Annotated in this window: 34 protein-coding genes, 1 other RNA gene, 1 pseudogene and 1 riboswitch; of the genes and pseudogenes, 15 read left to right on the forward strand and 21 right to left on the reverse strand. The window is 64.0% G+C overall.

Translation table 11 applies throughout. The annotated features are described in order from the left end of the window. Window positions 1-33: 33 nt before the first annotated feature. Window positions 34-567, forward strand: coding sequence for a hypothetical protein (locus tag AC5RUM_RS11700; RefSeq protein ID WP_494035081.1), 534 nt, complete (start codon window positions 34-36; stop codon window positions 565-567). A gap of 33 nt (window positions 568-600) precedes the next feature. On the opposite strand, the gene AC5RUM_RS11705 is transcribed toward AC5RUM_RS11700, so the two are convergent. From AC5RUM_RS11705 to AC5RUM_RS11750, 10 genes are all read right to left on the reverse strand, one after another. Beyond that, the gene (locus AC5RUM_RS11705) at window positions 601-1,212 is read right to left on the reverse strand and encodes a hypothetical protein (RefSeq protein WP_494035082.1); all 612 of its coding nucleotides are present in this window, start codon (window positions 1,210-1,212) and stop codon (window positions 601-603) included. Window positions 1,213-1,223: 11 nt separating this feature from the next. Further along, the gene (locus AC5RUM_RS11710; protein WP_494035083.1) at window positions 1,224-1,646 is read right to left on the reverse strand and encodes a helix-turn-helix domain-containing protein; all 423 of its coding nucleotides are present in this window, start codon (window positions 1,644-1,646) and stop codon (window positions 1,224-1,226) included. Continuing rightward, window positions 1,643-1,882 carry a hypothetical protein gene (locus AC5RUM_RS11715; RefSeq protein ID WP_494035084.1) on the reverse strand — a complete coding sequence of 80 codons (240 nt, stop codon included), beginning with the start codon at window positions 1,880-1,882 and terminating at the stop codon, window positions 1,643-1,645. The genes AC5RUM_RS11710 and AC5RUM_RS11715 overlap by 4 nt, the downstream gene beginning before the upstream one ends. Further along, window positions 1,879-2,109: a hypothetical protein gene (locus tag AC5RUM_RS11720; protein WP_494035085.1), complete on the reverse strand. Its 231-nt coding sequence runs from the start codon at window positions 2,107-2,109 to the stop codon at window positions 1,879-1,881. Before AC5RUM_RS11720 ends, AC5RUM_RS11715 begins: the two co-directional genes overlap by 4 nt. Next, complete coding sequence (locus AC5RUM_RS11725; protein WP_494035086.1) at window positions 2,106-2,276, reverse strand: hypothetical protein; 171 nt, start codon at window positions 2,274-2,276, stop codon at window positions 2,106-2,108. Before AC5RUM_RS11725 ends, AC5RUM_RS11720 begins: the two co-directional genes overlap by 4 nt. A 190-nt stretch (window positions 2,277-2,466) precedes the next feature. Beyond that, entirely contained in the window at window positions 2,467-2,613 is a 147-nt protein-coding gene (locus tag AC5RUM_RS11730; protein WP_494035087.1) for a hypothetical protein, read from the reverse strand. Then, window positions 2,610-2,792, reverse strand: coding sequence for a hypothetical protein (locus AC5RUM_RS11735; protein ID WP_494035088.1), 183 nt, complete (start codon window positions 2,790-2,792; stop codon window positions 2,610-2,612). Before AC5RUM_RS11735 ends, AC5RUM_RS11730 begins: the two co-directional genes overlap by 4 nt. Window positions 2,793-2,916: 124 nt before the next feature. Beyond that, window positions 2,917-3,876, reverse strand: coding sequence for an AAA family ATPase (locus AC5RUM_RS11740; protein ID WP_494035089.1), 960 nt, complete (start codon window positions 3,874-3,876; stop codon window positions 2,917-2,919). A 176-nt stretch (window positions 3,877-4,052) separates the two neighbouring features. Further along, a complete protein-coding gene (locus tag AC5RUM_RS11745; RefSeq protein ID WP_494035090.1) occupies window positions 4,053-4,373 on the reverse strand; it encodes a hypothetical protein in 321 nt (106 codons plus the stop codon). Between the two features lie 524 nt (window positions 4,374-4,897). Next, on the reverse strand, window positions 4,898-6,301 hold the full coding sequence (locus AC5RUM_RS11750; protein ID WP_494035091.1) for a recombinase family protein: 1,404 nt from the start codon (window positions 6,299-6,301) through the stop codon (window positions 4,898-4,900). A gap of 40 nt (window positions 6,302-6,341) precedes the next feature. Here AC5RUM_RS11750 and AC5RUM_RS11755 point away from each other — a divergent pair. The 14 genes and pseudogenes from AC5RUM_RS11755 to AC5RUM_RS11820 form a co-directional block, all read left to right on the forward strand. Further along, window positions 6,342-6,596 (forward strand): annotated as a pseudogene (locus AC5RUM_RS11755) (CpaF family protein); the annotation flags it as partial. Continuing rightward, the gene (locus AC5RUM_RS11760; RefSeq protein ID WP_494035092.1) at window positions 6,596-7,450 is read left to right on the forward strand and encodes a type II secretion system F family protein; all 855 of its coding nucleotides are present in this window, start codon (window positions 6,596-6,598) and stop codon (window positions 7,448-7,450) included. The pseudogene AC5RUM_RS11755 and the gene AC5RUM_RS11760, both read left to right, overlap by 1 nt. Beyond that, window positions 7,447-8,388 (forward strand): type II secretion system F family protein, encoded by a 942-nt coding sequence (locus tag AC5RUM_RS11765; RefSeq protein WP_494035093.1) that lies wholly within the window; start codon window positions 7,447-7,449, stop codon window positions 8,386-8,388. Before AC5RUM_RS11760 ends, AC5RUM_RS11765 begins: the two co-directional genes overlap by 4 nt. Before the next feature lie 102 nt (window positions 8,389-8,490). Continuing rightward, window positions 8,491-8,733: a hypothetical protein gene (locus AC5RUM_RS11770; protein ID WP_494035094.1), complete on the forward strand. Its 243-nt coding sequence runs from the start codon at window positions 8,491-8,493 to the stop codon at window positions 8,731-8,733. Window positions 8,734-8,736: 3 nt separating this feature from the next. After that, window positions 8,737-9,132: a TadE family protein gene (locus AC5RUM_RS11775; RefSeq protein ID WP_494035095.1), complete on the forward strand. Its 396-nt coding sequence runs from the start codon at window positions 8,737-8,739 to the stop codon at window positions 9,130-9,132. A gap of 58 nt (window positions 9,133-9,190) precedes the next feature. After that, window positions 9,191-9,637, forward strand: coding sequence for a hypothetical protein (locus tag AC5RUM_RS11780; protein ID WP_494035150.1), 447 nt, complete (start codon window positions 9,191-9,193; stop codon window positions 9,635-9,637). 65 nt (window positions 9,638-9,702) lie between these two features. Next, complete coding sequence (locus tag AC5RUM_RS11785) at window positions 9,703-10,116, forward strand: pilus assembly protein TadG-related protein (RefSeq protein ID WP_494035151.1); 414 nt, start codon at window positions 9,703-9,705, stop codon at window positions 10,114-10,116. Window positions 10,117-10,195: 79 nt separating this feature from the next. Further along, a complete protein-coding gene (prfB, locus tag AC5RUM_RS11790; RefSeq protein ID WP_494035096.1) occupies window positions 10,196-11,311 on the forward strand; it encodes a peptide chain release factor 2 in 1,116 nt (371 codons plus the stop codon). Between the two features lie 186 nt (window positions 11,312-11,497). Continuing rightward, window positions 11,498-12,256 carry a cell division ATP-binding protein FtsE gene (gene ftsE / locus AC5RUM_RS11795; RefSeq protein ID WP_494035097.1) on the forward strand — a complete coding sequence of 253 codons (759 nt, stop codon included), beginning with the start codon at window positions 11,498-11,500 and terminating at the stop codon, window positions 12,254-12,256. Continuing rightward, window positions 12,253-13,167: a permease-like cell division protein FtsX gene (gene ftsX / locus AC5RUM_RS11800; protein ID WP_400578534.1), complete on the forward strand. Its 915-nt coding sequence runs from the start codon at window positions 12,253-12,255 to the stop codon at window positions 13,165-13,167. Before ftsE ends, ftsX begins: the two co-directional genes overlap by 4 nt. 24 nt (window positions 13,168-13,191) lie before the next feature. Beyond that, a complete protein-coding gene (locus AC5RUM_RS11805) occupies window positions 13,192-14,628 on the forward strand; it encodes a peptidoglycan DD-metalloendopeptidase family protein (RefSeq protein WP_494035098.1) in 1,437 nt (478 codons plus the stop codon). A gap of 105 nt (window positions 14,629-14,733) precedes the next feature. Next, window positions 14,734-15,204 (forward strand): SsrA-binding protein SmpB, encoded by a 471-nt coding sequence (smpB, locus tag AC5RUM_RS11810; RefSeq protein WP_494035099.1) that lies wholly within the window; start codon window positions 14,734-14,736, stop codon window positions 15,202-15,204. Between the two features lie 77 nt (window positions 15,205-15,281). Next, window positions 15,282-15,650: a transfer-messenger RNA gene (ssrA, locus tag AC5RUM_RS11815) on the forward strand. A 184-nt stretch (window positions 15,651-15,834) separates the two neighbouring features. Further along, the gene (locus AC5RUM_RS11820; protein WP_494035100.1) at window positions 15,835-16,818 is read left to right on the forward strand and encodes a S1C family serine protease; all 984 of its coding nucleotides are present in this window, start codon (window positions 15,835-15,837) and stop codon (window positions 16,816-16,818) included. Between the two features lie 104 nt (window positions 16,819-16,922). Here the strand turns inward: AC5RUM_RS11820 and AC5RUM_RS11825 are convergent, their stop codons facing one another. The 11 genes from AC5RUM_RS11825 to AC5RUM_RS11875 all read right to left on the reverse strand — a co-directional run bounded on the left by AC5RUM_RS11825 (window position 16,923) and on the right by AC5RUM_RS11875 (window position 25,703). Then, the gene (locus AC5RUM_RS11825) at window positions 16,923-17,060 is read right to left on the reverse strand and encodes a hypothetical protein (protein WP_494035101.1); all 138 of its coding nucleotides are present in this window, start codon (window positions 17,058-17,060) and stop codon (window positions 16,923-16,925) included. A 112-nt stretch (window positions 17,061-17,172) separates the two neighbouring features. After that, complete coding sequence (locus tag AC5RUM_RS11830; RefSeq protein ID WP_400578527.1) at window positions 17,173-17,535, reverse strand: hypothetical protein; 363 nt, start codon at window positions 17,533-17,535, stop codon at window positions 17,173-17,175. Window positions 17,536-17,572: 37 nt separating this feature from the next. Next, window positions 17,573-17,953, reverse strand: a complete 381-nt coding sequence (locus AC5RUM_RS11835; protein ID WP_400578525.1) for a fluoride efflux transporter FluC — start codon at window positions 17,951-17,953, stop codon at window positions 17,573-17,575. Next, the gene (locus tag AC5RUM_RS11840) at window positions 17,950-18,399 is read right to left on the reverse strand and encodes a fluoride efflux transporter FluC (protein ID WP_494035102.1); all 450 of its coding nucleotides are present in this window, start codon (window positions 18,397-18,399) and stop codon (window positions 17,950-17,952) included. The genes AC5RUM_RS11835 and AC5RUM_RS11840 overlap by 4 nt, the downstream gene beginning before the upstream one ends. A 43-nt stretch (window positions 18,400-18,442) precedes the next feature. Next, complete coding sequence (locus AC5RUM_RS11845) at window positions 18,443-19,165, reverse strand: metal-dependent transcriptional regulator (RefSeq protein ID WP_494035103.1); 723 nt, start codon at window positions 19,163-19,165, stop codon at window positions 18,443-18,445. 31 nt (window positions 19,166-19,196) lie between these two features. Then, window positions 19,197-19,955 (reverse strand): class I SAM-dependent methyltransferase, encoded by a 759-nt coding sequence (locus tag AC5RUM_RS11850; RefSeq protein ID WP_494035104.1) that lies wholly within the window; start codon window positions 19,953-19,955, stop codon window positions 19,197-19,199. Between the two features lie 93 nt (window positions 19,956-20,048). Beyond that, window positions 20,049-21,458: an aminotransferase class V-fold PLP-dependent enzyme gene (locus AC5RUM_RS11855; protein WP_494035105.1), complete on the reverse strand. Its 1,410-nt coding sequence runs from the start codon at window positions 21,456-21,458 to the stop codon at window positions 20,049-20,051. 34 nt (window positions 21,459-21,492) lie between these two features. Beyond that, window positions 21,493-21,606, reverse strand: a riboswitch (SAM riboswitch). A gap of 169 nt (window positions 21,607-21,775) precedes the next feature. Next, entirely contained in the window at window positions 21,776-22,588 is an 813-nt protein-coding gene (gene hisN, locus AC5RUM_RS11860) for a histidinol-phosphatase (protein WP_494035106.1), read from the reverse strand. A 66-nt stretch (window positions 22,589-22,654) separates the two neighbouring features. Then, the gene (gene rsgA / locus AC5RUM_RS11865; protein ID WP_494035107.1) at window positions 22,655-23,770 is read right to left on the reverse strand and encodes a ribosome small subunit-dependent GTPase A; all 1,116 of its coding nucleotides are present in this window, start codon (window positions 23,768-23,770) and stop codon (window positions 22,655-22,657) included. Further along, entirely contained in the window at window positions 23,754-25,148 is a 1,395-nt protein-coding gene (gene aroA / locus AC5RUM_RS11870; protein ID WP_494035108.1) for a 3-phosphoshikimate 1-carboxyvinyltransferase, read from the reverse strand. Before aroA ends, rsgA begins: the two co-directional genes overlap by 17 nt. A 6-nt stretch (window positions 25,149-25,154) precedes the next feature. Beyond that, entirely contained in the window at window positions 25,155-25,703 is a 549-nt protein-coding gene (locus AC5RUM_RS11875) for a DoxX family protein (protein ID WP_494035109.1), read from the reverse strand. Window positions 25,704-25,923: the final 220 nt, after the last annotated feature.

The raw sequence follows: 25,923 nt of genomic DNA on the forward strand, positions 1-25,923 counted from the left end.
TGGGCGGCATGGTGCCGTACGCATAAAGCGGCATTGGTTGTCCTTCTTTTGGGCATAAAAAAGCCCGCCATGAGCGGGCTGCGGGAGTCCTTGGGTCTTATTGACTTGACTTGTTCTGAAGAACGGGCCGTGTGCCATATTCTGGCGCCTGGTGTTCATTTGGAATTAGGGGGAAACATGCAGTTCAAACCATCAGCCGGGATCTTCGTTGCTGGCCTCGTCACGTCTGTCGTCGGTGCACTTCTTGCAGGGATGGCAGTGGGAATATCTGGTTCGGCGTCTTCCAGTGCAGGCGCCGGCGCTGCCGGGTTGGGGTTCGTTAGCTTCGCTGCCTCAGTGGCTGGTTTGATCATGATGTGCATCGGCGCTAGCCGTGCTTTGCGGATTATTGATTCGCTGCCCGCGGCGTTTCGGAGCTTCACTCTGGGGCAGGGTCAGCCTCAGCAGCCAACTCCTGCCCCGCAGCAAACCCACCAGCAGTTCCCGCAGGGCACCACGGCATACCCGGCACAGCCCCACAACCAGCATCAGCATCGGGAATACACGCAACTGCCTCCCGTCGAATAGTTCCGACGGAGCTGGCTTCACGTAAGACGGGTGCTAGTCGCCGTTGGCTACGGCTTCGAGCTGGTTGTCGTCCCAGAGGTGTGCGAGTTCGCCGGGCTTGCTGACGCGGAAGACCATCGCGTTCAGGAGGCCAACGGTGTCGATGCCGTCCGTCGGTTCTGACAGACCCCAGAGTTCTTCTAGCTTCTGGCCGTAGTAGGGGTGCTTCTCGATGTACTGGTTCGCTACGTCGGCCCATGACATCTCGAGCGACCGCTGGATGACGGCTTTGACCATGACATCGTCGCCGGACAGCTCGGCCTGATCGAGCAGCTTGGCTGCCTTGGCTGAGTCGCCGTGTTGTAGTGCGTTGACTCGTTCTTGGGCGTCGCGGAAGCTGATGGCCCGCTGCGGGTCGGAGGTGCCGGCCGCGCCGAACAGGTCACGGCGAAGCGCAGAAACGCGGGTTTCACGTTGCTGCTGCACGTTGGCTGCGAGTGCGTCGAGCTGCCGTTTCGCCTCCAGGTAGACCTGCGCGAGCTGCTGCCGCTTTCCAGCGTCGGTGAGCTTCTTGTTGCCCCGGACGTATTCGGACTGCTGGCGGAAGGTGGACTGGATGGTTTCGGCCTTCTGGCCTTGCGGGGTGCGGGAGAGGTCGTAGGACATTGTGCTTGTTCCTATGCTGCTTGGGCGGCTTTGGCCGCGGCGAAGTGTTGGATGTCTTCTCGGGTGATGCGCCAGCGACCGTTGACGAGCGTCGCGGGCAGGCGCTTTTCGCTGATGGCGAGGCGTACTGCTCTGTCTGTGATGTAGAGGATGTCAGCAGCTTGTGTGGTGCTGAGCCATTGATTTAAGTCTGTGGGGGCTTCCGGTTTTGCCGCTACTGAGGTTCCGGTTGCGGTAGTCCGCCAGGTGAGTGCAGCGAGCCTGACGGCGACGAGAACGGCGTCCACCTCGGGGTCAGCACCGCGTTCACGGATCCGCACCTCGTTGAGACGGGCGTACCGCTCGAGCCACGCACAAACCCTTGCCGGGATGACAACGACCGGAGCGTCAACACCGTGCACGTAAGCCGTCGGGGGCCTTTGGGGCGTGGTCATACGTCCTCCTGGTTCAGGTTGTCCGGGAAGTCCGTGACGTGGTCCTTCCACCCGTCGCCGTGGGCGTCTTTCAGGGCGCCGGCTGCGATGATCGCCAACACGATCAGCACGCGCGGGCCGAGCTGCTGGCGCTTGATCCGTTTCAGGGCCAGCGATGCTGACCTAGTTTCGTCCTCGGCTATGGCGGTGATGAGGGTGCGTGCCGCGTCAACCGCCCTGCCGGTAGCAGCCGTCACGCAGCATCCAGCCCGTCGATCACGTCTGCGAGCCTGTCTGCGAGCTTCCAGGCGTGCTCTGCGGTTAGTGCTGCCATGAGGTAGTGCCCGGCGAATATGGCGACACCGTGTTGCATCCCGTCCGGGTTGGCGAGTTCCGCTTGTACGACACGGAGGTTTTCGCCCCTCTCATGGTTCTTCTCCCACATGTCCGGGCGGGAGCGGAAGATCTCGTTTCGATAGGTCATGCGTTTTCCTTGGGCTTGATGGTGGTGCCGTTGCGGAGTGCTTCAGCTAGGGCCTTGAAGTGTGCGGCTCTTTCGGCCTGGTGGATGGCCCGGGACCGCCATAGGGCGCATTGCGCCGCCCAGTCCCAGGAGTCAGTTACGGATTCGCGGTACGGATCGTAAGGCATTGTTAGCTCTTTCCTCTGCGGTGGCGGTCGGCCCGGGCGGATGCCCTGTTGCCGGTGGGGTCGCGGTGTAGTCCGCGGCCCCCGTCGTGCTGTTCGGGGATGTTGTTGGCGGCTTGTAGCTGTTGGTGGAGGCGTTGGGCCATGTCCCGCCAGTACCGGATTTCTGACTCGTAACTATCTGCGGAGCGCGTCACTCGGGTGCCCCTTCGTAGATGGCGAGCCGTGATTCGGCTTCTATAGCCCTTTGCTGCCAGCGGCGCCGTTCCATCTGCTCGTGTAAGGCTTTGGCCTTTAGGGCGTCACAGAGCTGCTCGAGGTCGGCCTTGGTGAGCTTCACGCGGCCTCCCGCCTGTCGTACATGGCGAGCCTTGCGGCGTCGGCTTCCCGTGATGCCTTGACGGCTGCTAGCTCTGCTTCAAGCCTGCGTACCTTCTTGTCGAGTTTGTTGATGAGTCCTTGGCGTGTGCCTGCGAGGTTCCGCCACTCTGCAAGTGTGTGTTTTTCGTTGATGTTCAATTCGGGTTCTTTCCGCCGAGTGTGTGACCGTGTCCGACTGTGTCCCAACCGTGTCCCGAGACACTGGGAAGTGTTTGAGTGTGTGTGTCCCGTCCCGTTTCTTTAGAACGGGACACACTGACACTCACGCTGCGAGCAGTTCAGGTTCTGGGGAGGCTCTGAACGGTCTGAGGGAGTGGTGTTCGTGAGCGTTTCGAGCGCCGGGAATGATGCTGATGAATCCGTCTGCTTCAAGCAGCGCTATCGCCGCCCGCTTACTCTCGTCCTTGCCGGAAACCAACGCATTGATCCGTCTGAAGCTGAGTGGCGCCGGCGCGTCTTCGATGGCCTTGGATATTGCTTCCATGAGTTCCAGCGGTAGGCCGTTGCTGTCAGTCGATTTCCGGGGCGGATCGACTGTGCAGAGGATCCGATTGGGGATCGTTGAATCGACGGTGACGATTGCGGTTTCCTGCGTTCGGTCACTTTTGCGCCATTCGCCGGACACTGGCCTAACTTGTCCAGGACGGTCCTTGCCGACTCTCATAGCGACCTTGCCGACCATCCCTACACCGACCGGGCTGATGATCTCCACCATGTAGGCCGCGCCTGTCAGGTAAGACATCTTGGCCTGCGCGCCGATAGCGAACCGTCCACGGCCCTCCGAGGACTTCGTAACGTGATCGACTACGACTACGGCGGCACCGGTCTTTGCGGCGATCTGACGGGGCACCTTGCGTCCCCACGCCGTCACTTCGTCATTGTCAATGGACTTCACTCCAAAAACGGCGAAAGCCTCTGTTACTCCGTCGATAACAACAAGCGCGTATTTGTTTTGCAGAATGTGGTGCCATTCGGCGTTTTCATCGGCAAAAGACACGGGATCAACATCGGGCCTGACGTAATCCAGGTTCTCGCTGATGTCTTCCGGGCTGGCGCCCATCATTAGGAGTCGACTGGTGACTGATGCGGCGTCTGATTCGAAGTCGATATACATGCAGCGTTTGCCGGCTTTTATCTGTCGCACTGTTTCGTGTTGGGCCATCATGCTTTTGCAGGATTCGGATTCACCGTTGAATGCGTGAACCATTCCGGCGTAGAGCATGCATTGTCCGTCTGCGCGAGCCATGAGGGACGGCTGTAAGGCCTTGTGCGTTCCGTTGAGGTATGCGGTGAGGTCTAGTGGCTTCCAAGACGGGGGCGTGTATTCGTGGACGGTCCCGGCTTCTTGTGCTTGCCGTTCTGCCCAGTATCCGGCGGGGGGCTCTGCGTGGTCCGCCGTCATGCAGCCTCACCATCAGCAGTGAAGTATCCGAATTTCCCGGGGGTTTCGTTGTCCAGGTAGCGGCGGTATTCGAGCGACTGGTACTGCTTTTCGGTGATCCACGGGGTTGCGTTGGCGCGTTGCGCCTGTGGCCGGAGCAATACAGCGATACGGTCTAGAAACTCGTCTGATCGCTTGGGAGCTTCGCTGACAACGCGGGCGACGTAGGCATCGATTTCTGCTTCACGTGTCGCCGCTTGCTTGCTAGGCTGGTTTGACGGTACTGTGATTTCATCTTCGGATCCGTATGAGCCCGGTTCCGGGGTAGCGTGAGCCAATTATGCACCTTATGGTCATGCCTTATGAGCAAGGCAGTTAACAGTGTTGGCCAGACGTGACGAACCCGCAGACTCTTCGCAGGAGTTGCGGGTTTCTTTTGTGTCCTCCGGCTAATTCAAGATTCCCACGGGCCTCCGCTTTTTAACACCCCCCTTGCGGCCCATTCCGAGGCGGCCGCAAGCCGCTATCCACAGGCGGGATTGTTACTAGGGGATACTCGGTTCACGGCGTGTCGACTTGCCCGGATTTGGGCGTGTCGGGGCATGTAAAAAGGCCTCCCGTCAACACAGAATTAAGCCCGCCCCTTTAATTGGCGCGGTTTATCGGGGGGATAGGGGGATTGGATCCCGCATACCCCAGGCAAGAAAAGCGCATGTTAGGCGGCGTCTGGGAGGGTATCACGAAGTAACATTTTCCCGGCATAATCCACAGGAGGAGAGTCAATAAAGTGTGACAAAGATCACACTGGAAGGCGCCTCTATTCTCCAATGTTACGATGTATATTCTCTTTGTTACGTCGCGCTCAGTCGTGTTTCCACTCGATGCGGATCCGGTTGGGATCAAAAAAGCGCGGGGCCGACTTCTTCACCGGCTCAACGTAAGGGATCATCAGCGCGTCAATAACAGTGCGCTGGCGCTCTATTCCGGCGGACTCCCACCATGCCCGCACATTCTCCGCGGCCAACGCTGGCACTACAGAAGCCCGTGCCGCGGCAGCAAGGTCCCTGTCAACTTCTCCCAATTTGACCTTGACTCGGCTCGTGATGGATTCCATCTGCTTAGCCGTGATGAGGCCGTCTGCAAAGCTGTTCGCGGCCTCATCCATACGGCCCCGGAGGGCTACAGCCTCGCTCTGCAATTCATGCTGCCTGTCCTGGTTCTGCGGGCCTGAAACGCGTGCAATATTGCCGGGCTCCTCAAGCCAGGCGACTACCATCCTTGATACAAGATTCTCCACAGGGTCGGCTGTCTGAAATGCGTGCCCAGTGCCGCGGGTTGGGCACTTGTAGTAGAACCTCGAGCTGCGTGGCCCGCTACCGGCAGCGCGTGAGGATGTTTTCATGGGCGCACCACAACCACCGCAGCGAAGCAGGCCGGCTAGTACGTGCCTGACTCGAGAATCGGTCTGGGTCCTACGGTCCGGGTTCGTGATGATGGCCGTAACCGTCCGCCATTGGTCCTCTGTGATGATCGCCGGGAACGTGGACTGCCCAACGATTTCCCCGCGATACGCTGACAGGCCTGCGTTAGTCGGACGCAGGAGCATGTTCCTAACCGCCGTTGATGTCCATTTCTGCCCCCGGCGGGTCAAAACGCCGCGGTCGTTCATGTCGCGGACGATGGAGCCGATACTTGCCCCCGCGATAGTCGCCGTGATGGCCTGCCTAATCTCTTTCGCGTCGGAATCCACAATCACAGGGGCGCCGTTGACCATTTCCCAGCCGTAGGGGACAGGCCCGCCAGTGAATGCGCCTGCCTGCGCGAGCTGAAGTTTCTTCCTAGTGATCCTGTCGGACTTGTGTTCCGATTCATAGCGAGCCCATGCGCCCAACGTGCGGGCCACGGCCCGGCCTGACGCGGTGCTGAGGTCAATTTCCCCGGCCTTGACGCTCTGCGTTGTGATGCCCTGAGATTCGGATACGTCGATGTATTCCTCGAGTTCAAGGGGGGACCGGTGCAGCCGGTCCGTGTGCCATGCGATGACCCCTTTAACGGCGCCGGACTTCATGACTTCCAGCAGTTCCCGGTACTTGGGCCGCATCTTGCCGCTGTAGGCGCTGATGTCGTTGTCTACAAGCACACAAGCGACTTCCCAGCCGAGCCTTTGGGCAACCTCGCGGCAGTCCTGTTCCTGGCGCTGTACACCTAGGCCGGCGCCTTCGCGGTCCTTGGAGATACGGCAATAGATGGCTGCTCGAGTAGTCATGTGGTCAGCATAGTTCCCTTGTAGTGCTTTGACATAGAGCGCCAGTGCGTTCGTTGTGCCCACCGTCGCCTCCTGCATCGACCTTGTGGTCCATTGCAGCCGGCAGGTGAACGGCCGGAGGCGGGTGACTGAGATCCTGTCGCTGGGAAGGAGGGTCGAGAACGGCGTCATCGAATCGTCCATGGTCTTTTCCCTCGTCGACGGACAGCTGCAGCCGAAAGCCAGCTCGATGCCCGCGCCGGAAAAGTTCGCCCGGTCGGGTTACGACGTTGCGGCACTGCTGGAGTCGCGCTGATGGCCCCGCTGCTTGGCGTGCTGGCAGGGGCGGGCCTCTTTCTCATCTGGTGGTCGGCCTGGGAACAACCGGAAAGCGTCAGGCAGGAACCGCGGACCAGCCGCCTCCACGACCTGCTGCTTGCGGCCGGGGTTGAAAAAGTGACGGGCGCCGGCCTCGTCGGCAGTTGCCTCGGGCTTGGGCTTTTCGTGATGCTGGCCTTCTTTGCCGTCAGCAAGTCATGGCCGGTTTCATGTTGTTTCGGTCTGTTCGGAGCCTGGCTTCCCATCGTGGCGGTCAGGTGGCGCGCCCGACGGCGGACTGCGGTTTTGCGGCGGCTGTGGCCGGACGTTGTTGATCACCTTAGATCCGCGATCCGGGCGGGCCTATCGCTGCCGGAGGCCCTCATCCAGTTGGGCGAGAAAGGGCCGGAGGAACTTCGTCACGTCTTTCGTGATTTCGGCTCCGACTACCGGGCTGGTGGCCAGTTCGATGCTTCACTGAACAAGCTCAAGGAGCGTCTTGCTGATCCAGTGGCAGATCGCATCATCGAAGCGCTGAGGCTCACGAGGGAAGTGGGCGGTTCAGACCTCGGCAGGCTGCTGGGGACACTTGCCGAGTTCCTCAGGGAAAGTGCCAGAACCCGGAGCGAACTGGAAGCCCGGCAGTCCTGGACAGTCAACGCAGCCCGGCTCGCCGTCGCGGCTCCTTGGTTGGTCATGGTGCTGCTGGTGAGCCGCCCGGAGGCAGTGGCCGCCTACAACACGCCCATAGGTGCGGCAGTTCTGCTCGGAGGGCTGGTGGTTTCCCTGGTGTGCTACTCGATCATGCTGCGGATTGGGGCGCTTCCCGCAGAGGAGAGGGTCCTGCGATGACGACCCTCCCTGCAGCCGAAATCGCGTGCGGCCTGCTCCTCGGCGCCGGCCTTTGGCTACTTCTGGTCCGCCTTCCGTTCATGCGGCCCGTCTCCTTTGCGGAGCGGATAGAGCCGCAGCTCAAAGCCCAGAACATGGAATCCAGGCTGCTTCGGGCAGCTGACCACAATCTCACGCCCTTCGGGCCGCTCGAGCGCATCGTGCGTCCCCTGATCAGGGACGGGTTGGCAAAGCTGGGCAAGTTGAACCTGGGGTCCTCAGCCCTGGCCCGCAGGCTGGCGCAGGCAGGAATCAGCAAATCGCCGGTTCATTTTCGCGCCGAACAGCTTCTCTGGGCCGTGGGTGCCTTCGTGGCCACCGTCGGGATGATAGCTCTCGGTGCCATGGCGGGGAGATTCAGCCCAGTGCTGGCAGTCGTTATTGCGGCAGGAAGCGCGGCGGGCGGGTTCCTGTTCCGCGACTATTGGCTGGGAGTGCAGATCAGGAAACGGGAGGGCCGGATGATGGCTGAGTTTCCGAGCCTTGCTGAGCTGATGGCGCTCGCCGTTGGCGCGGGGGAGAGCGCCACCGGTGCTTTGGACAGGGTTTGCAGAAGCGCCCGCGGGGAACTCTCCAGGGAGTTTGAGAAAGTGCTCGCTGAAACGCGTGCGGGAAAACCCCTCGTGGAGGCCCTGCAGGAGTTCTCCTCCCGGACCGATCTCGGGCCGCTCGTCCGTTTCGTGGACGGAATCATCGTCGCAGTGGAGAGGGGCACGCCCTTGGCCGACGTGCTCAGGGCCCAGGCCCAGGACGTCAGGGACACCGCAAAACGCGACCTGATGGAGTCCGCCGGAAAGAAAGAGATCGCGATGATGGTTCCCCTTGTCTTCGGCGTGTTGCCGCTCACCGTGGTCTTCGCGGTGTTCCCGGGCCTGGCCGCCCTGAGTTTGAACCTGTGACGTGGTCCGCGGGCCCGTTAGCCCTGACCGTTGCGGAAATCCGCTTGTCCTTAGCCAGTACTCGCCATCTCAAAGAAAGAAACGGGAATCAAAATGACACACATGGCCAGGCATGGAATTGCATTAGTGCGCGCGCTGGGGCTGCGCGTCGGGGGAGCTGCGGCCTTGGTCCGGAAGTACCGCCACGATGAGCCCCACAGCGGTGATCACGCCGAGCGGGGAGACGTTCCTGGATGGGTCATGATCACCCTCATGTCGGCGGTGCTGGTGGCGGCTCTGCTCGCACTCGCCGGACCGGCGCTTGAGGCCATGTTCACTCAGGCAATGGACACGGTCGGAAAATAGGCGATGTTGCCGGTCGCCGCCGCCCGCTCCGAGCGCGAAAGAGGTTCTGCGGTCGTCGACTTTGTCCTGGTGGGTGGGCTGCTCACGATGTTCTTTCTCGCCATCATCCAGCTCGCGCTCGTGTTGCACGTCCGGAATACACTGATCGATGCTGCGGCGTCGGGCGCCCGGTACGGGACGTTGGCCGACCGCAGCGTCACCGACGCGCGCAAACGCACCGGTGAGCTCATCCACACGGCACTCAACGCCGACTTCGCCCAGGACATTCAGACACGCGAGGTCACGTTCCAGGGGCTGCGCGCCCTGGAAGTGACCGTCAGGGCGCCAATGCCAGTGATCGGGTTGATCGGTCCGCGCGGTTTGCTGGAAGTAAGTGGACATGCAGCGATCAACAACTGAGCCCCGGCTCTTGCCTCTTCCCGTGGCGCAGCCAACTGAGAACAGAGCCGGCGAAGGACTGGGCGTTGAGACGGCATCGCCGGCTGACGACCAAGGCGAGCGCGGGAGTGCAGTCGTGGAGTTCACCTTTCTGGGGCTGCTCCTCATGGTGCCGGTCGTGTACTTCATCATCACCGTCGGCCAGATACAGGGAGGTTCGTTTGCCGTGGTCGGGGCAGCAGACCAGGCGGCCAAGGTATTCGTGGCCCAGCCCGACGAATCGTCCGGCAGGGCAGCAGCAGAGCAGGCGGCCGTGATGGCCCTCGCCGACTACGGCCATGTTGCCGAAAACGCCCGCGTTGAAGTGAGGTGCGACCGTGGCGACTGCATGGCCGCGGGCTCTGCAGTGACCGTCACCGTGCACCTCAGTGTGCCCCTGCCGTTTGTCCCCTTCACTGACGCATTCCATCTCAATGCCAGCCAACTAAATGCCACGGCAACCCAGATCGTGGGCAGATTCCGTTGATATGCCGCGCACGCCGCCCGCCATCCCCGGGCCCGTCCGGAAAGGCGGTCGCCGAGGACGGGCAGATAACCGTGCTCGTCATTGGCTTTGTCATGCTGTCACTCCTGGTCAGCACCGTGGTGATGGCCGCATCCAGTCTCTACATCGAGCACAAGAAGCTCCTGTCCTTGGCCGACGGCGCATCCGTTGCTGCTGCGGGCAGCTTCACCCTGGGCGAGGTGGAAACGGCCGGCGGTACTCCCAGCGCCGCACTGAGTGGAGACCGCGTCAGGAACGTGGCCAGCGACTACCTCAACCGGAATGGCGCCTTTGCGCGGCATTCCGGGCTTTCCGTGGCTCCGGCGACGGGCTCGCCGGACGGCTCCACCGCCGTCGTGGTTCTCAGCGCCGCAGTCCATCCGCCGGTGGTGAATTTCCTCGTGCCGGACGGGATAAGGATCGAAGCGTCGTCCACTGCGCGGTCCAGGCTCACGCGCTGAAGGCAAGTGCCGCACCGCAGGGAGAGGCGTACGTGCACCGTCGGGCCGGAGGAGGCGGATAGCGTAGGCTTAAACCACCATGGCTCAAATTGATTTTTCTGCAGAGATCCGCGCATTGCGCGCCACCTACACCTCCATTGAAAACGTCACCAATGTCGAGGCGCTGAGGGAAGACATTGCAGAACTGAGCGAGCGCGCCGGCGAACCGAATCTTTGGGACGACCCCGCAGCCGCTCAGACAATCACGTCGCGCCTCTCGCACCGCCAGTCCGAACTCGAGCGATTGACCAGGCTGGCCTCGCGCATCGACGACCTCGAGGTCCTGGTGGAACTGGGCCAGGACGAGGACGACGCCGATTCCATGGGTGAGGCCGCGGCGGAACTCGAGTCGATCCGCAAATCACTGGAGGAACTGGAAGTCGTCACGCTGCTCTCCGGTGAATACGACGAACGCGAGGCCGTGGTGACCATCCGCGCCGGGGCAGGCGGCGTGGATGCCGCCGACTTCGCCGAAATGCTGCTCCGGATGTACCTGCGCTGGGCCGAGCGCCACGGCTATCCCACCACGGTCATGGATACGTCCTACGCTGAGGAGGCCGGGCTCAAGTCCGCGACCTTCGAAGTCAACGCGCCGTACGCCTTCGGGACCCTGAGCGTTGAAGCCGGCACCCACCGGCTGGTCCGCATCAGCCCCTTCGACAACCAGGGCCGCCGCCAGACGTCCTTCGCCGCCGTGGAGGTCATCCCGCTCATCGAGCAGACCGACTCCATCGAAATCCCGGACAACGAGATCCGCGTGGACGTCTTCAGGTCCTCGGGCCCCGGCGGCCAGTCCGTCAACACCACGGACTCCGCGGTCCGCCTGACCCACATCCCAACAGGCACCGTGGTGTCCATGCAGAACGAAAAGTCCCAGCTGCAGAACCGTGCCGCCGCCCTCCGCGTGCTGCAGTCCAGGCTGCTGCTGCTCAAAAAGGAGCAGGAGGACGCCGAGAAGAAGGCGTTCGCCGGTGACGTCAAGGCGTCGTGGGGCGACCAGATGCGTTCCTACGTCCTGAATCCCTATCAAATGGTGAAGGACCTGCGGACCGAGCACGAAGTCGGCAACACCTCGGCAGTGTTCGATGGCGCGATCGACGACTTCATCGAAGCCGGCATCCGCTGGCGCACCGACAACCGCAACGCCGAAAAGTAAGCTCCATTGACCCCGCGGCTCCGCCGCGGACATTCGGCCCCAATACCGCGACACGCCCTCCGGAGTCCCCCGGGAGCGCCTTTGCCCGTAGGTATAGTCGAGAAGCCGGAGCTCTCCTTCCCCAAGCGAAAGCCCCCGCACCGGTTGCAGACCAGGCCATCAAGGCCCTGCAGGGTTCATAGGATCATGATCCGTTTCGAAAATGTCACCAAGGTCTACGACCAGACAACCCGGCCCGCGCTGGACTCGGTCACCCTTGAGATAGACCGTGGTGAATTCGCCTTCCTCGTCGGCGCATCCGGATCCGGCAAGTCGACGTTCCTGCGCCTGGTGCTCAAGGAAGACCGCGCCACGTCCGGCGCCGTGTACGTCGCGGGGCAGAACGTCGCCAACATCTCGAGCTGGCGGGTGCCGAGGCTCCGCCGCGGTATCGGCGTCGTGTTCCAGGACTTCCGCCTGCTTCCGCAGAAGAACGTGTTCGCGAACGTCGCCTTCGCCATGCAGGTCATCGGCAAGAGCCGCAGCGTCATCCGGGACACCGTCCCCGAGGTCCTCAAGACCGTCGGCCTGGAAGGCAAAGAGAAGCGCATGCCGCACGAGCTTTCCGGCGGCGAGCAGCAGCGCGTCGCAATCGCCCGCGCCGTGGTCAACCGGCCCGGCATCCTGCTGGCCGACGAGCCCACCGGCAACCTGGACCCCACCACGTCCATGGGCATCATGGGCGTGCTGGACAAGATCAACCAGAATGGCACCACCGTGGTCATGGCGACCCACGATGACGACATAGTCAACGAGATGCGCAAGCGCGTCGTGGAACTCCAGAACGGTGTGGTCATCCGTGACGAGGCCCGTGCCCTCTATACGTCCATGATTCCCGTGGTCGGACAGTCCCGCAGGCTCAAGGATGCCAGTGGACGCGACGAGGCGGGGGAGGGCAGGCTGTGAGGCTCCAGTTCATCCTCGGAGAAATCGGCAGCGGCCTGCGGCGGAACCTGTCGATGGTGGTTTCGGTCATCCTGGTCACCTTCGTCTCACTGACGTTCGTCGGCGCCGCGGGCATGCTCCAGCTGCAGATCACCCAGATGAAGGGCTACTGGTACGACAAAGTCCAGGTGGCCATCTTCCTCTGTGGTGAAGGTTCGACGGCGGCCGGTTGCGCTTCCGGATCAGCGACACCCGAGCAGCAGGACAATCTACGGACGCTCCTTGAGTCACCGGCGGTGTCCCAGTACATCAACGACTTCCAGTTTGAGTCCAAGGAAGATGCCTACAAGCACTTCAAGGAACAGTTCTCGAACTCTCCCATCGTCGACTCCGTCACCCCGGACCAGCTTCCCGCCTCCTTCCGGATCAACATGAAGGATCCGGAAAAGTACCAGATCATCAGTGAGACCTTCTCCTCCCAGCCGGGTGTGGAAACCGTGATCGACCAGCGGCAGGTCCTGGAGCGGCTGTTTTCGGTCATGAACGCAGCCTCACTCGTTGCAGTTATCATCGCGGGTGTCATGACGGTTTGCGCCATCCTGCTGATTGCCACCACAATCCGGCTCTCGGCGTTCAGCCGACGACGCGAGACGGGCATCATGAGGCTCGTGGGCGCGTCGAAGACGGTGATCCAGCTGCCCTTCATCCTGGAGGGCGTCATCGCTGCGGTGATTGGAGCAGCGTTGGCATCGGGCACCCTGTGGGCGGTGGCCCATTTCTTCCTGGGCGAATACATGTCCAAGCAGTACCCCGACACGGCGTTCATTTCCCCGGCCCAGACGCTGTTGCTCGCCCCTGCCCTCGTCGGACTTGGCGTGGTTCTGGCCGGCACTTCGTCGCTCTTGACACTCCGCCGATACTTGAGGGTGTAGTACATGAACTTAAAAGGAATCCCCATGATCGCGAAGCCCGGCCGGTCCCTGCCGAGCATCCCTGCGGGGAGCCAACGCAGGTTCATCAGCGCCGCCCTCGCGATAGTGCTCGCTGCCGGGCTCGGAGCCTCAGCCCCGGCATTCGCGGGTGACCTGGAAGACCAGCAGGACGCCCTCAGGGCCGAAGCATCCCGCGTCCAGCAGTCCCTCGAGTTCGTGGATGCCAAGATCTCCAAAGCCGCTGCGGATCTCGTGATGTTCCGTGGCCAGCTGCCCGGCGCCCAGCAGGCACTGCTCGAGGCCCAGGGACGCGTGGCGAGCGCCGTGAAGGAAGTGGAGGCCCTGGCTGCCCGCGTTGATCTTGCCCAGCAGAACAAGGCGAAGATCACCCAGCAGCTCGACGCGGACAAGCAGAAGATCGCCAACACCAGGAAGCTGATCGGCCAGATCGCAACGCAGGCCTACAAATCAGGCGGCGTCCCGTCGAACCTGACCCTTTTCTTCGGTTCGAACAACACGGGCAGCCTCACCGACACGATTGACCTGGCGGACCAGGCCATGCGCAGCCAGAACTCCGCCATGGACAAGCTGACACAGCAGAACGCCACGAACGTGAATTCGCAGGCCCGCCTGGAGGCCGTCGAAGCGGAGATCAAGGACCTGAAAGCCAAAGCCGATGCGGCGCTGGCCAGGGAAAAGGTCGCCCGCGACGAGGCAGCCGCCAAGAAGGCCAAGGTGGATAAGCTCATCGCGGACACAGCACGCCTCAACAAAGAGCTTGAAGCTGCCAAGCCCGGAATCCAGAAGAAACTGGCAACCGTCAAGGCCCGGCAGCAGGCCGTGGCGGCCGAAATCGTCGAGCGGGACCGGAAGCTGCGCGAAGCCTGGCTGGCTGAACAGCGGCGCATCGCCGAAGCTGCGGCTGCTGCCGCCCGTGCCCGCGCCGAAGCTGAAGCCCGTGCCCGCGGTGATGCCGAAGCCGCTGCGCGTGCCCGGATCATACAGCCGTACGTGCCGCCCGTGGCAGGTCCGCCATCGGCCTTTGGCCTCCGCCACCCGTTCTCGGACGGCGTTCCGATCACGTCGGGATTCGGCTGGCGGGCAACGCCGCCAGGCACTGTGGATTTTTACGGCTCCGGGGGCTACATGCACACCGGCATCGACTTCGGTGCGGCCTGCGGCACGCCGGTTTATGCGCCGGCGGCGGGCACCGTGTTCTCCGCAGGATGGGGCGATGACGGCGGCGGTAACAACGTGAAGATCTCCCACGGCGTGGTCCAGGGCAACTCACTCACTACCATCTACTACCACAACTCGAGCGTTGTGGTGTCGGTGGGGCAGCAGGTCAGCCAGGGCCAGCTGATCGCGTACTCGGGTACCACCGGCAACTCCACCGGCTGCCATTCGCACTTCGAGACGTGGTTGAACGGTGAAGCGGTCGACCCCATGCGCCTGCTCTGACCGCCGGGCAGGGCATCCGCAGCCCTGGCCCACTGCCGTACACTGGAATGACTGTCCGCTGGGTCACCCGGGCAGCCAAATTTCTAAGATCTGAGGAGTTCTACCGTGCCGAAAGAAAGTGGCCGTAAGGTAGTGGCCACCAACCGGAAGGCCCGGCATGACTACCATGTCCTGGATACCTATGAGGCAGGCATAGCCCTGATGGGCACCGAGGTGAAGTCCCTCCGGGAAGGCCACGCCTCCATGGTCGACGGCTTCTGCACGTTCTACAATGACGAGCTGTGGATGGAGGGCATCCACATCCCTGAGTACAACCAGGGAAGCTGGACCAACCACGCCGCCCGGCGCCGTCGGAAACTGCTGCTGCACCGCGAGGAGCTCATCAAGATTTCCCACAAGATCAGGGAATCGGGCTTCACAGTGGTGCCGCTCCAGCTGTATTTCCTCGACGGCCGCGCCAAGGTCGAGATCGGCATTGCCCGCGGCAAGAAGGACTACGACAAGCGCCAGGCGCTCCGTGAGCAGCAGGACAAGCGCGAGGCCCTCCGGGTGATGCGGGAACGCAACCGCCGCTAGGAATTATCAGCAGCGGGGATGCGTTATGATAGGTAGTCCGGTAGGAATCCGTTCCCGCCGGTTTGGTAACAAAATACGGGGATGATCGGTTTCGACGATGTTAGTCGCGACAGGTGAAGCGGGCCGAGGATGCAGAATTATCTCGTAAACGCTTTCTGCAAACCAATAAGTGCCGAATCTAAGCGCACTGACTTCGCTCTTGCTGCCTAAGCAGTAAGACAGTCCGTCAGCCCGAGGTTGCTATCGCCCCGGATCCTGGCGTCATTTAGATAGCCACTGCTGTTTGCCCCCGTCATCGGGGTAAACGGGACTCTTAGATGACTGGGCCCGGATCAGCCGCCTGTTTGCAGGACGGCTGGGGCCGAGAAAATCCGACGCAAACTGCGCCCGGAGAAGCCCTGACAACACGACATCGGACGGGGGTTCAATTCCCCCCATCTCCACTGTTTCAGTACCGAACAGCTACAGCCCGGACTTCGGTCCGGGCTGTAGCTGTTTAATCATCCGCCCGATGGCCCCTCCGCTGGCTGTTCACCGAGGGCGTAGCCTTCCGGGGACTAGCCCGGTGGCCGGGGGAGTTGTGAGAAGTAGCACTTAATCCTCAAGAGCTACCTGCAAGGGAGGCGCGCCATGTCTACGGCGCCGGCAAAGGCATCAGGTCCTGAAAGGGGCGACGACGCCCTGGATTCCTACTCCGAAACGGTGATCCGGGTCGCCAGTACCGTCACACCGCATGTCGCGGCCATTGAAATGACGGGAACCCGGCGCAGCGGTCGCTTCCGCGTGGGAGCAGGTTCCGCCGTGCTCTTCACCGAGGACGGATACCTGCTGACAAACGCCCACGTTGTGGCCGGGACCCAGAAGGGCCGCGCCGTCTTCGCCGACGGCTCCGGTACCGATCTTGAGATGGTGGGAGCGGACCCCCTGTCCGACCTGGCCGTGGTCCGCGGCCGTGCGCCGCGGGTTGCACCGGCAGAATTCGGGGACGCGGAATCCCTCCGCGTGGGGCAGCTCGTTGTCGCTGTGGGCAATCCCCTCGGCCTCGCGGGCTCTGTGACCGCTGGGGTGGTCAGCGGTCTGGGCCGCGCGATTCCCGTCTGGGCCGGCCGTAATCGTCGCGTCATTGAGGACGTCATCCAGACCGACGCCGCCCTCAACGCCGGCAGCTCCGGCGGTGCCTTGGCGGATGCCCGCAGCAGGATCGTCGGAATCAACACGGCGGTTGCCGGCGCCGGGCTGGGACTTGCCGTACCGATCAACAAGACCACCCGCCGGATTATCTCCGCTCTCCTGGCGGATGGACGGGTGCGCCGTGCCTACCTTGGCGTTGTTAGCACCCCCATCAGGCTCGGCCCCAATGAGGTAGTCCGCACCGGGCAGCGCGAGGGCCTGCGGGTGGTCGAAGTGCTGCCGGGTTCCCCTGCAGAGAAAGCCGGGCTCAGGGTCGGGGACGTGCTGCTGCGGGCATCCACCCGTCCGGTGAGTAACGCCGAAAGCCTCCAGAAGCTCCTCTTTGCCGACGCCATCGGCGCACCCATGACCCTCGTGGTCCTCCGTGACGGCCACGAGCTGGAGATAACAGCAGTGCCGGCGGAAATGGCCGAAACCGGCTAGGACACAAAAAGGCTGGGGCAGAAAGAGGCTGGGACACAAAGAGGCTGGGACACAGAAGAGCGGGACCGGAATCCGGTCCCGCTCTTCTATTGCATGATGGTCGGCTATGACCGTTTCTTCAGGTGCGCAACAGGATCCGGGGGACCCTCGATGGGCCCCTTCGCTTTCTTGTCCGCGCGTTTTTGCTTGATGGTCTTGCCCGCTTTTTTCTGCTGATGCGTGTGTGGTGACTTGTCCGGCATGGCGTGCTCCCTCGTACGAGGGGCAGGAGTGAGCCCCTCCTACGTAAAATTACGCCTGTTTCATGCCGAATGTAATGCCCCGTAGAGGGCGGTGGAGGTTGAAGCCTGAGGCTTACACCTGAACGTCGGAGATTCCCACGAAACGGCTGCCCACGCCGTCGAACTCGCTCCTCACGCACCCGGGGGCGGGCGCCGGGATATCAGCCGGACTGTGATGGTTACAGCTGACGTACGTGAACTCGGGCCACCATTTCTTTGGCCTGGCGGCCTCGGTGTAACCGCACACATCGCAACGCAGATGCACCCAGACCGGACGTTTCCCCGTCCGGTTTGCCCTGGACTGGAGCAGCCACTGCGGGGGATTGTCGAGAATTTCGGCCAGCTCGGCCTCGGTCATCCGGCTGGGAATGCCGTGGCGCTGGGCCATTTCCAGTGGTACATCAAGGGCAATTGCCGCATCGCGTCTGCTTATCATCACAGTCCACGATACGGTAAGCCATGACCGGCGGGGCCTACCCGCCAGCGAGCGCAATTCCCGCTGCGGCGGCCGCGAGACCGGCCAGCAGATTGCTGCCGATGTTCAGGGCTGCGGCGGCATGGCGGCCTTCGCTGACCAGCCGGACTGTGGCAGTGGTCCAGGAACTGAAAGTCGTTAGTCCACCGGCCAGGCCGGTGGCCAGCGCCGCATGCCATTCAGCTCCGAGCCTGCTGCTCAGGCCAAGGGATACTCCGATGACGAAGGATCCCGCGATATTGACCAGCAACGTGGCCCACGGCCAGTGGCGACGGCGTGACGGACGGCCCGCCAGCCAGCCGTCCACCGTAAACCGTATGAGGGCACCGGCGGTGCCGAAGATCCCCACCAGCAGGGGCACAGCGAGGGCAGCGGTCACGGATGGCCACCGTTCCCGGCGATTGCCTTGCCGGCCTTCCAGCCGGCCGCTGCGGCGCCAAGTCCCAGCAGTACAGAGAGTGCAAGATAGGCAAGCCACACTGTGTGAAGCCCGCCGCGTGCCAACTGGTCCACCGCTGCGACGAGTGCCGAGAAGGTGGTGAAGGATCCGAGCAGTCCCGGTCCTATGCCGGCACGGAGCCAGAAGGCAGTCTGCGGCCGGGCGATCCAGATGGTCGTGAGCATGCCAAGGACAAAGCTTCCGGCGATATTGATGCCCAGAGTGGTCCAGGGCACCGTGCCGTACTGCTCAGGAAACAGCACGCCGAGCCCGAAGCGCAGCTCGGTGCCCGCCAGTCCTCCCGCAGCGACGGCGGCCCAGACCCTCCAGCCGTGGCGGCCGGTGCCCGTCGCCGCGCGCTGACTCGCGGCGGCATGGGCCTTCATGCGGAAGTGTCCGCCACCGGGTCCCCGGCGAGGGAGTGCCCGCTCATCGGGCGCCGGCCATCCGGCATCCCGGGTGCACGTCGTCGCTGTGCACCCACAGGGCGGAGGCGACTTCATCCGCAAGGTCAACCTCGCGGATTGCTCCCGGCCCCGAGGAGCCGATGCGCACTACGAGCGCGCCGCCGAACGGCCGGCGGCCCCTGACTTCGACGTCGGCATCCAAGTTGATCTTCTCGGAGGCGAGGTAGCGCAGCAGCTCCGGATTCTCGTCGCTGATGCGGGTGATCCGGCCGGTGTGTCCCTCGTCGAGTTCACTCATGCGGTGGGCAAGCGGTACCTGCACGGTGCCGTCCGCGGAGGGGATGGGATCACCGTGGGGGTCCCGGGACGGGTTGCCGAGCTTGGCGGCCATCCGCTCGATGAAGGTATCGGACACCGCATGCTCGAGGAGTTCGGCTTCGTCATGCACTTCATCCCAGCTGTACCCGAGGTCCTGGACGAGGTAGGTCTCGATGAGCCGGTGCCGCCGAACCATAGCCAGGGCGAGGCGGACTCCCTCCGGAGTCAGTGTGATGGCGCTGTACGGCTTGTGCAGCACCAGCCCCTGGTCCTTGAGTTTGCGCACCATCTCCGAGACCGACGAATTCGCCACGCCAAGGCGCTGTGCCAGCTGGGTTGACGTAATCGGCTTGTCCTGCCACTCAGTGAAAGAGTAGATGACCTTGACGTAGTCCTCGATCGAGGAGGATGGCGTACTGGTCTTCACGGATCCAAGCCTACCCGCTGCATGGACGACATCATGCCCTGACAGCCCGCCACGTCTGAGTGAGGTAGGGAAGGCGCAGCAGCTCGCCTTCGGTATGCCCCAGATGCTCATGCAGGTACCAGTCCAGGTTTGCGGTGACCCTTGCCCGGCTGGCCGCGTTAGCTTTGAGGTAGTAGCTGCGCGACTTCGCCAGTTCAAGGAGGTCGGCGGTGGTGACCGGGTCCTCCCAGCGGGTGAGGTGGCTTTCCAGCCCTGCGAATTCCGGACCCAGCGGGGGCCGGAAGTGCGGCTTGTGCACGTCACCGGCGTGCATGATGCGCGAGAGCCTGTGGACCCAGGGCACGGATGTGTCCAGCTGGTTCCAGACCAAGCCAAGCACGCCGCCGGGCCGCAGGATCCTGGCGATCTCGGTGCTGGCACGCAGGGGGTCGCACCAGTGCCATGCCTGCGCCACAGTGACGACGTCGAACGCCGATCCGGGAAGTCCTGTGTCCTCAGCGGTTCCCTCCAGCGCCTCCACCGCAGGGTAGGCGTTACGGAGCTGCTCAAGCATGTCCGGGGAGGGGTCAACCGCGCTGACACGCAGGCCGCGTGCCACGAGCAGCTCCGTGTACTTGCCGGTTCCTGCGCCGAGATCGGCCGCCGTCCGTGCGCCGGAAGGGACCAGCCAATCCGCGGACTCAGCCGGATAGCCGGGCCGAACACGGTGGTAGTGCTCGCCGCCGTCCTGGAAGCTTTGACCGAGCTCCTGCCGCCGCCCGTGGTCGAGTTTAGGGCCACCGCGTGCCACGCGCCGTCTCCTTAGGGCAGGGTAAAAATTGACCCTTCGAATTTACCGCATTTGTGACTGCGCCGTCTGGCGGCCGTCAGTCGAGGGTGCCGCTCAGTCCAGAGTGCAGGGCGCAGCGCCTGCGGTACCGGGTGTGTTCGGTGCCCAATGCGGGTAGGTGCGGGTGTCGTTGGACGGAACCCAGCGCCCGGAGTCCACCACGTAGTCCCAGCCGAGGCCGCTGCGGCGCAGCTCCTCGATGCCGGCGAGGAGGCGCTGGACGTCCTCAAGCCGTGACCCGACGCCGAAGCTGGCGCGCAGGGAACCCGAGGGCAGGCCCAGGCGCTTGAGGAGCGGGTGGGCGCAGAAGCGGCCGTCGCGCAGCCCGACGCCGTGCTCGGCAGACAGGTAGGCAGCCACCAGTCCGGCGTCGTAGCCCTCCACCGAAAAGTTGACCACGCCAATGGTGTCAGTGTCGGGGTTGGTGTCCGAGAAGATCTGGTGGACAGTGACGCCGTCGATCTTCTGCAGGCCCTCGACGAGGAAGGAGCGGATGGCGGCCTCGTGCGTGTGCCATTGCTCCTGGTCCAGGGCGGCGATCACCTGGGCCGCCCGGGCGAGGGTGGCTGCGCCCAGGACGTTGGGCGAGCCGCCTTCGTGCCGCGCGGGGCCGGTGGTCCAGCTGACGCCGTCGAGCCGGGCTTCACTGACTGCGCCGCCCCCGGCAAGGTGCGGTGACCCGGCGTCGAGCCAGTCGGTGCGCCCCACCAGGACGCCGGAGCCGAAAGGCGCGTACAGCTTGTGGCCGGAGAAGGCGAGGTAGTCGACGTCGTCCGCGGCGATGTTGATGCGGCGGTGCGGCGCGAGCTGCGCCGCGTCCACCACGATCCGGGCGCCGAATTCGTGCGCCAGGGCGGCGAGGCGGCGGATCGGCAGGATCTCACCGGTGACGTTGGAGGCGCCGGTCACGGCAAGCAGGCTGATGTCGCCCTGCTCGAGTTCAGCCCGAAGGCTGCCGATGGTGGCCTCAAGGGTCTCGGACGCCACCACGCTGCGGTGGGGCACACCCTGCCACGGCAGCAGGTTGGCGTGGTGCTCGATGTCCAGGTACAGGACTTCCCCGGTGTAGCCGTGGTCCTCGACGGGGAGGCAGCCGGCCAGCAGGTTCAGCGAATCCGTGGTGTTCCGCGTGAAGATCACGGAGTCGTCCGGGCGGCCGCCCACAAACTCGCGGACGATGTTCCGGGCGTTTTCGTAGACAGAGGTGCTGATCTGCGAGGCGTAGCCGGCCCCGCGGTGCACGCTGGCGTAGAACGGCAGGATCTCGTTGAGGTAGGCGGAGACTACGGAGAGTGCAGGGGCCGACGCTCCATAGTCGAGGTTGGCATAGCGCACGTGGCCGCCCTGGATGAGCGGGGCCTGGATCTCAGCGCCGGTCACTGCCGCCAGCGGCCGTCCGGCAGCGGCAAACCGATCGTCGAGCAGGCCGGCAGCGGTGTTGGAGGAGAAGGTTGCAGTAGTCATGGGACCTCGCTGTGAAAGGACCCCTTGTGACGGGGATCCGCGCTTGCCGGGTCCGTTCCGGACCGGCCTGGTCGTCACCCGGGGCACCCCACCGCGAATGGAGGGTTGCCGGCCAGCAAACCGGGGTTTTACGCTGGCACTCGTGACCTGTAGAAAAGCGTAGAACACCGGCCCGCCGATGAAAAAGCCGATGCAATTGTTAAGCCGTTTGTTACAGCCGTCCCAAATTCGGGCAGGTGGCCGAACATACGACGTCGGACTCCACCTTGAGGGCGGAGTCCGACGTCGAATATTCCCCGAAAGCGCGCTGGGCCGAACTACAGCAGATCGTCCAACTGCGGGTTGAGGCGCTTGAGAACCTCGGAATGAAGGATCGAGTTGGTGGCCAGGGCGTTGCCGCCGAAGGGGCCGTCGGTTCCCTCCAGGGAGGTGAAACGGCCGCCCGCCTCCGTGACGATGGGCACCAGCGCAGCCATGTCGTACAGGTTCAGTTCGGGTTCGCAGGCAATGTCAACGCAGCCTTCAGCCACCATGCAGTAGGACCAAAAATCCCCGAAGGCACGGGTGCGCCACACGTCCTCAGTGAGGGCAAGGAAATCATCCAGGTTTCCCCGCTCCTTCCAGCCGCCAAGGCTGGAGTAGGACAGCGAAGCGTCCGAGAGCTTTGAGACGTTGGAGACTCTGAGCCGGGTGGCAGCGGCCAGCGAACGGCCCATATAGGCGCCGGCGCCCTTGGCCGCCCACCAGCGCTTTCCGAGTGCGGGCGCACTCACCAGGCCCACCACGGGCTCACCTTCATCAACGAGCGCGATCAGCGTTGCCCAGACAGGGACTCCGCGGACGAAGTTCTTGGTTCCGTCGATGGGGTCAATGATCCAGCGCCGGGAGCCGTGGCCGGAACTGCCGAACTCCTCGCCGAGGACGGCATCGCGGGGGCGGGAACGGGACAGCTGTCCGCGGATGGATTCCTCGGCGGCTTTGTCGGCATCCGTCACCGGTGTCAGGTCAGGCTTGGTTTCGATCTGAAGATCAAGCGCCTTGAACCGGCTCATGGTCTGGTCGTCCACGGAATCCGCCAGTACATGGGCCAGGCGCAGGTCGTCGTTATAGCTCGAAGCGGGTTGGGTCATGGTTCCAAACTACCGTCAAAGAACCGGCGGGGCGGGGATGTCCGCTGGCCGGAGGCGCCGTGCGGCTCAGCTGACGCTTCCGAGTTCCTTTGTTTCCTGGGCTTCCATGCGCGGATCGGTGCCCAGCAGCCGGCGCAGGGAGGCAAGGCGGGCGGGCCCGGAGGGTCCTGCATTGCCGGCCTCCACCCAGGCGTCCACACCGCAGTTCACAGCGGAGGCATCGTGCTTGCAGCCCCGCTCGCAGGCCTCCGTGCCGGGCTCCAGATCGGGGAACGAATGCAGGATCCGGTCCGGATCCACATGGGCCAGGCCGAACGAACGGATGCCCGGGGTGTCAATGATCCAGCTCCCGGAGGGAGCATCCGCCAGCTTGAGTGCAAGAGCCGACGACGACGTGTGTCGCCCGCGTCCGGTGACGGCGTTGACGCCCCCGGTGGCACGTTCCGCGCCGGTCAGCGCGTTCACCATGGTGGATTTGCCGACGCCGGAGTGGCCCAGCATGACGGTGACTTTGCCGTCCAGATGGGCGCGCAGCTCGGAGACGGCGTTTATGTCGAGGCGGGCGGACAGTCCGTCGTCGGAGCGGGCGTCAATGCCGGAGGCGGCCGAGTCGGCGGTGCGGCTGATGATGACCGGGAAATCGAGGTGGCGGTAGTTATCCAGGAGTTCCGAGGGGTCCTTGACGTCGGCCTTGGTGACGAGCAGCAGCGGCTCGATGCCGGCGTCGTAGGCGGCCACCAGCGCACGGTCGATGAAACCGGTCCGGGGCTCCGGGTTCGCTGCCGCCACAACAACCACCAGCTGGTCAGCGTTGGCCACCACCGCCCGTTCTACCGGGTCAGTATCGTCGGCGCTGCGGCGCAGCAGCGTCTTCCGGTCCTGGATCTTCACGAGCCGGGCCAGTGTGTCCGGAGCTCCGGACACATCTCCCACGAGGGACACGAAGTCCCCCGCCACCACGGGGGAGCGGCGGAGCTCGCGGGCCCGGGCGGCAATGACGGTGCGTTCGTCGCCGGAGTCCTCGCCGACAACCGCTGTGTAGCGGCCGCGGTCAACGGTGATGATGCGTCCCGTCACGGCGTCGTCATGGCTGGGCCGGTCTTTGGTGCGGGGCCGGGTGCCTTTCTTGTTGGGCCGGATGCGGACGTCGGATTCGTCCCAGGACTCAGTACTGCGTGCCACCGGTGGTCCCTGCAGCGTTGCCGTGCCAGCTGTGGCTGCCTTGCGCGATCATGTCCGCCCACAGTTGCGGGAAGTCCGGCATGGTTTTGGCGGTGGTGCCGATGTCCTGGACCTCGACGCCCCTGACAGCCAGTCCGAGGATGGCGCCCGCGGTGGCCATCCGGTGGTCAGCGTAGCTGCGGACCACGCCGCCGTGGAGCTTAGCGGGCCGGATCACCAGCCCGTCGTCTGTCTCCTGGACATCGCCGCCAAGGCCGTTGATTTCCGCCGCCAGCGCGGCCAGGCGGTCCGTCTCGTGTCCCCGAAGGTGCGCGATGCCGCTGAGCCGGGAGGGGCCGGTGGCCAGGGCGCAGAGCGCCGCGACGGTAGGGGCGAGCTCGCTGGTGTCGGCGAAGTCCGCGCCGCGGATCTCCCTGCCGCCCGTGACGGTCAGCGTTCCGGCTTCCAGCGTCACGGTGGCACCCATCTTCGGGAGGATGCTCCGCCACTGGTCACCGACCTGGGTGGTGGGCGCAGGCCAGTCCGGAATGCGCACCGTGCCGCCCGACGCCACGGCTGCCGCGAGGAAGGGCCCGGCATTGGACAGGTCCTGTTCGATGCGTTCGTCAAAGGCGCGGATCGGGCCCGGACTGACAATCCAGTGGTTCGGTGTTGAGTCGTCCACCTCCACCCCCACGCCGCGCAGCACAGCCACGGTCATGTTGATGTGGTCCAGGCTCGGCACGGAGTCGCCCGAGTGTTCCAGGTGCAGGCCCTCGGAGAAACGTGCACCGACCAGCAGCAGCGCGGAAACGAACTGCGATGACGCGCTCGCGTCGATCACGAGGTGGCCACCCCTGACCTCTCCCGTCCCCTCAACCCGGAAAGGCAGTGACGACGGCGTTTCGCCGGCTTCGCCGAGGACGGTGACACCAAGCGCCGCCAGCGCGTCGATGATGGCGCCCATGGGGCGTTCGCGCGCGTGCGGGTCGCCGTCGAAAACGGAGACACCCTTGCGGAGTGCCGCCATCGGCGGCACGAAGCGCATGACCGTGCCGGCAAGGCCGCAGTCGATGACGGCGTCCACTGCACCGGAACCTGACGGGATGGGCGTCACTTCGAGGTCTGGACCGAAGGGGCTGTCGCCCGGCACCTCACGGATGTCAGCTCCCAACTGGCGCAGCGCCCCGATCATCAGGGCGGAGTCCCGTGAGTGCAGCGGCGCCCGCAGGCGGGATGGCCCGTCCGCCAGGGCTGCCAGGACGAGATACCTGTTGGTCAGTGACTTCGAGCCGGGGACGCGCACTGTGGCGTCAACGGGCCGCTCCGCAAAGGGCGCGGGCCAGAGCTCAGCATCGCCGGTGTGGCCGGCGGTCGGGTCCGTGATGGATCCAGTCATTCCTGCCTATGCCCCCACTGCATGGTCGACTGCCCTGCGGACGGCTTTGTCGGCCTTGTGCAGCTTCTTCCCGGTGGTCTTGCGCGCGTCCGAGGCCAGATGGCTCGCGGTCTTCCGGGCATCAGCGGCGAGGTGCTCGGCGCGCCAGGCCAGGCTCGGCTTGCCGGCGGTGTCCACGGAGGCCAGCAGCACGCCGCCGGTCAGGGTGACGTTCTTGAGCAGCTGGGTGCGGCGGGCGTCACGGCCTTCCTTGCTGCTGATATCGGCGCTGCGCCATTCAACGAACGCGTTCAGGGCTGAGATGACGGCCAGGAGGCCGGCCGACAACCGGGCAGCCTTGCCTGTCGCGAACAGGACGCCTGCGCCTACCTGGGTTCCGCCGATGACCCGGGCAAGGACAGCCTCGCTGGTCTGGAAGGGAAGTGCATCGGCAGCGCGCCGCAGCAGGGGGGACAACTGTTCCACAGTGTCGTCCGCATTCCTGAGCTTGTCCACGCCGGCGAGGACGAAACTTGAAGCCAGCATAGGGCGGGCGAGAAAACGGACTAAGGACATGAATTTCCTCCTGGATGGACGAGCCGCGGTGACTGCGGCGGAGTCGGTTCTAGTCTTGCACTTTTGCGGAATATTTGCCCGCCGGACACCGTTGTGCTGTGCAGGTCCGAAATGGCCGGGACGACAGTCCCAGGCTGTTCCCGGGATGAAAAGCATGGCTGGGTGCCTTCCGGGTAGCCCCTGTACGGCGGAATGTGAAACCGCGCCGCGGTAGTGGAAC

It is taken from the genome of Arthrobacter sp. B2060, from assembly GCF_059090445.1.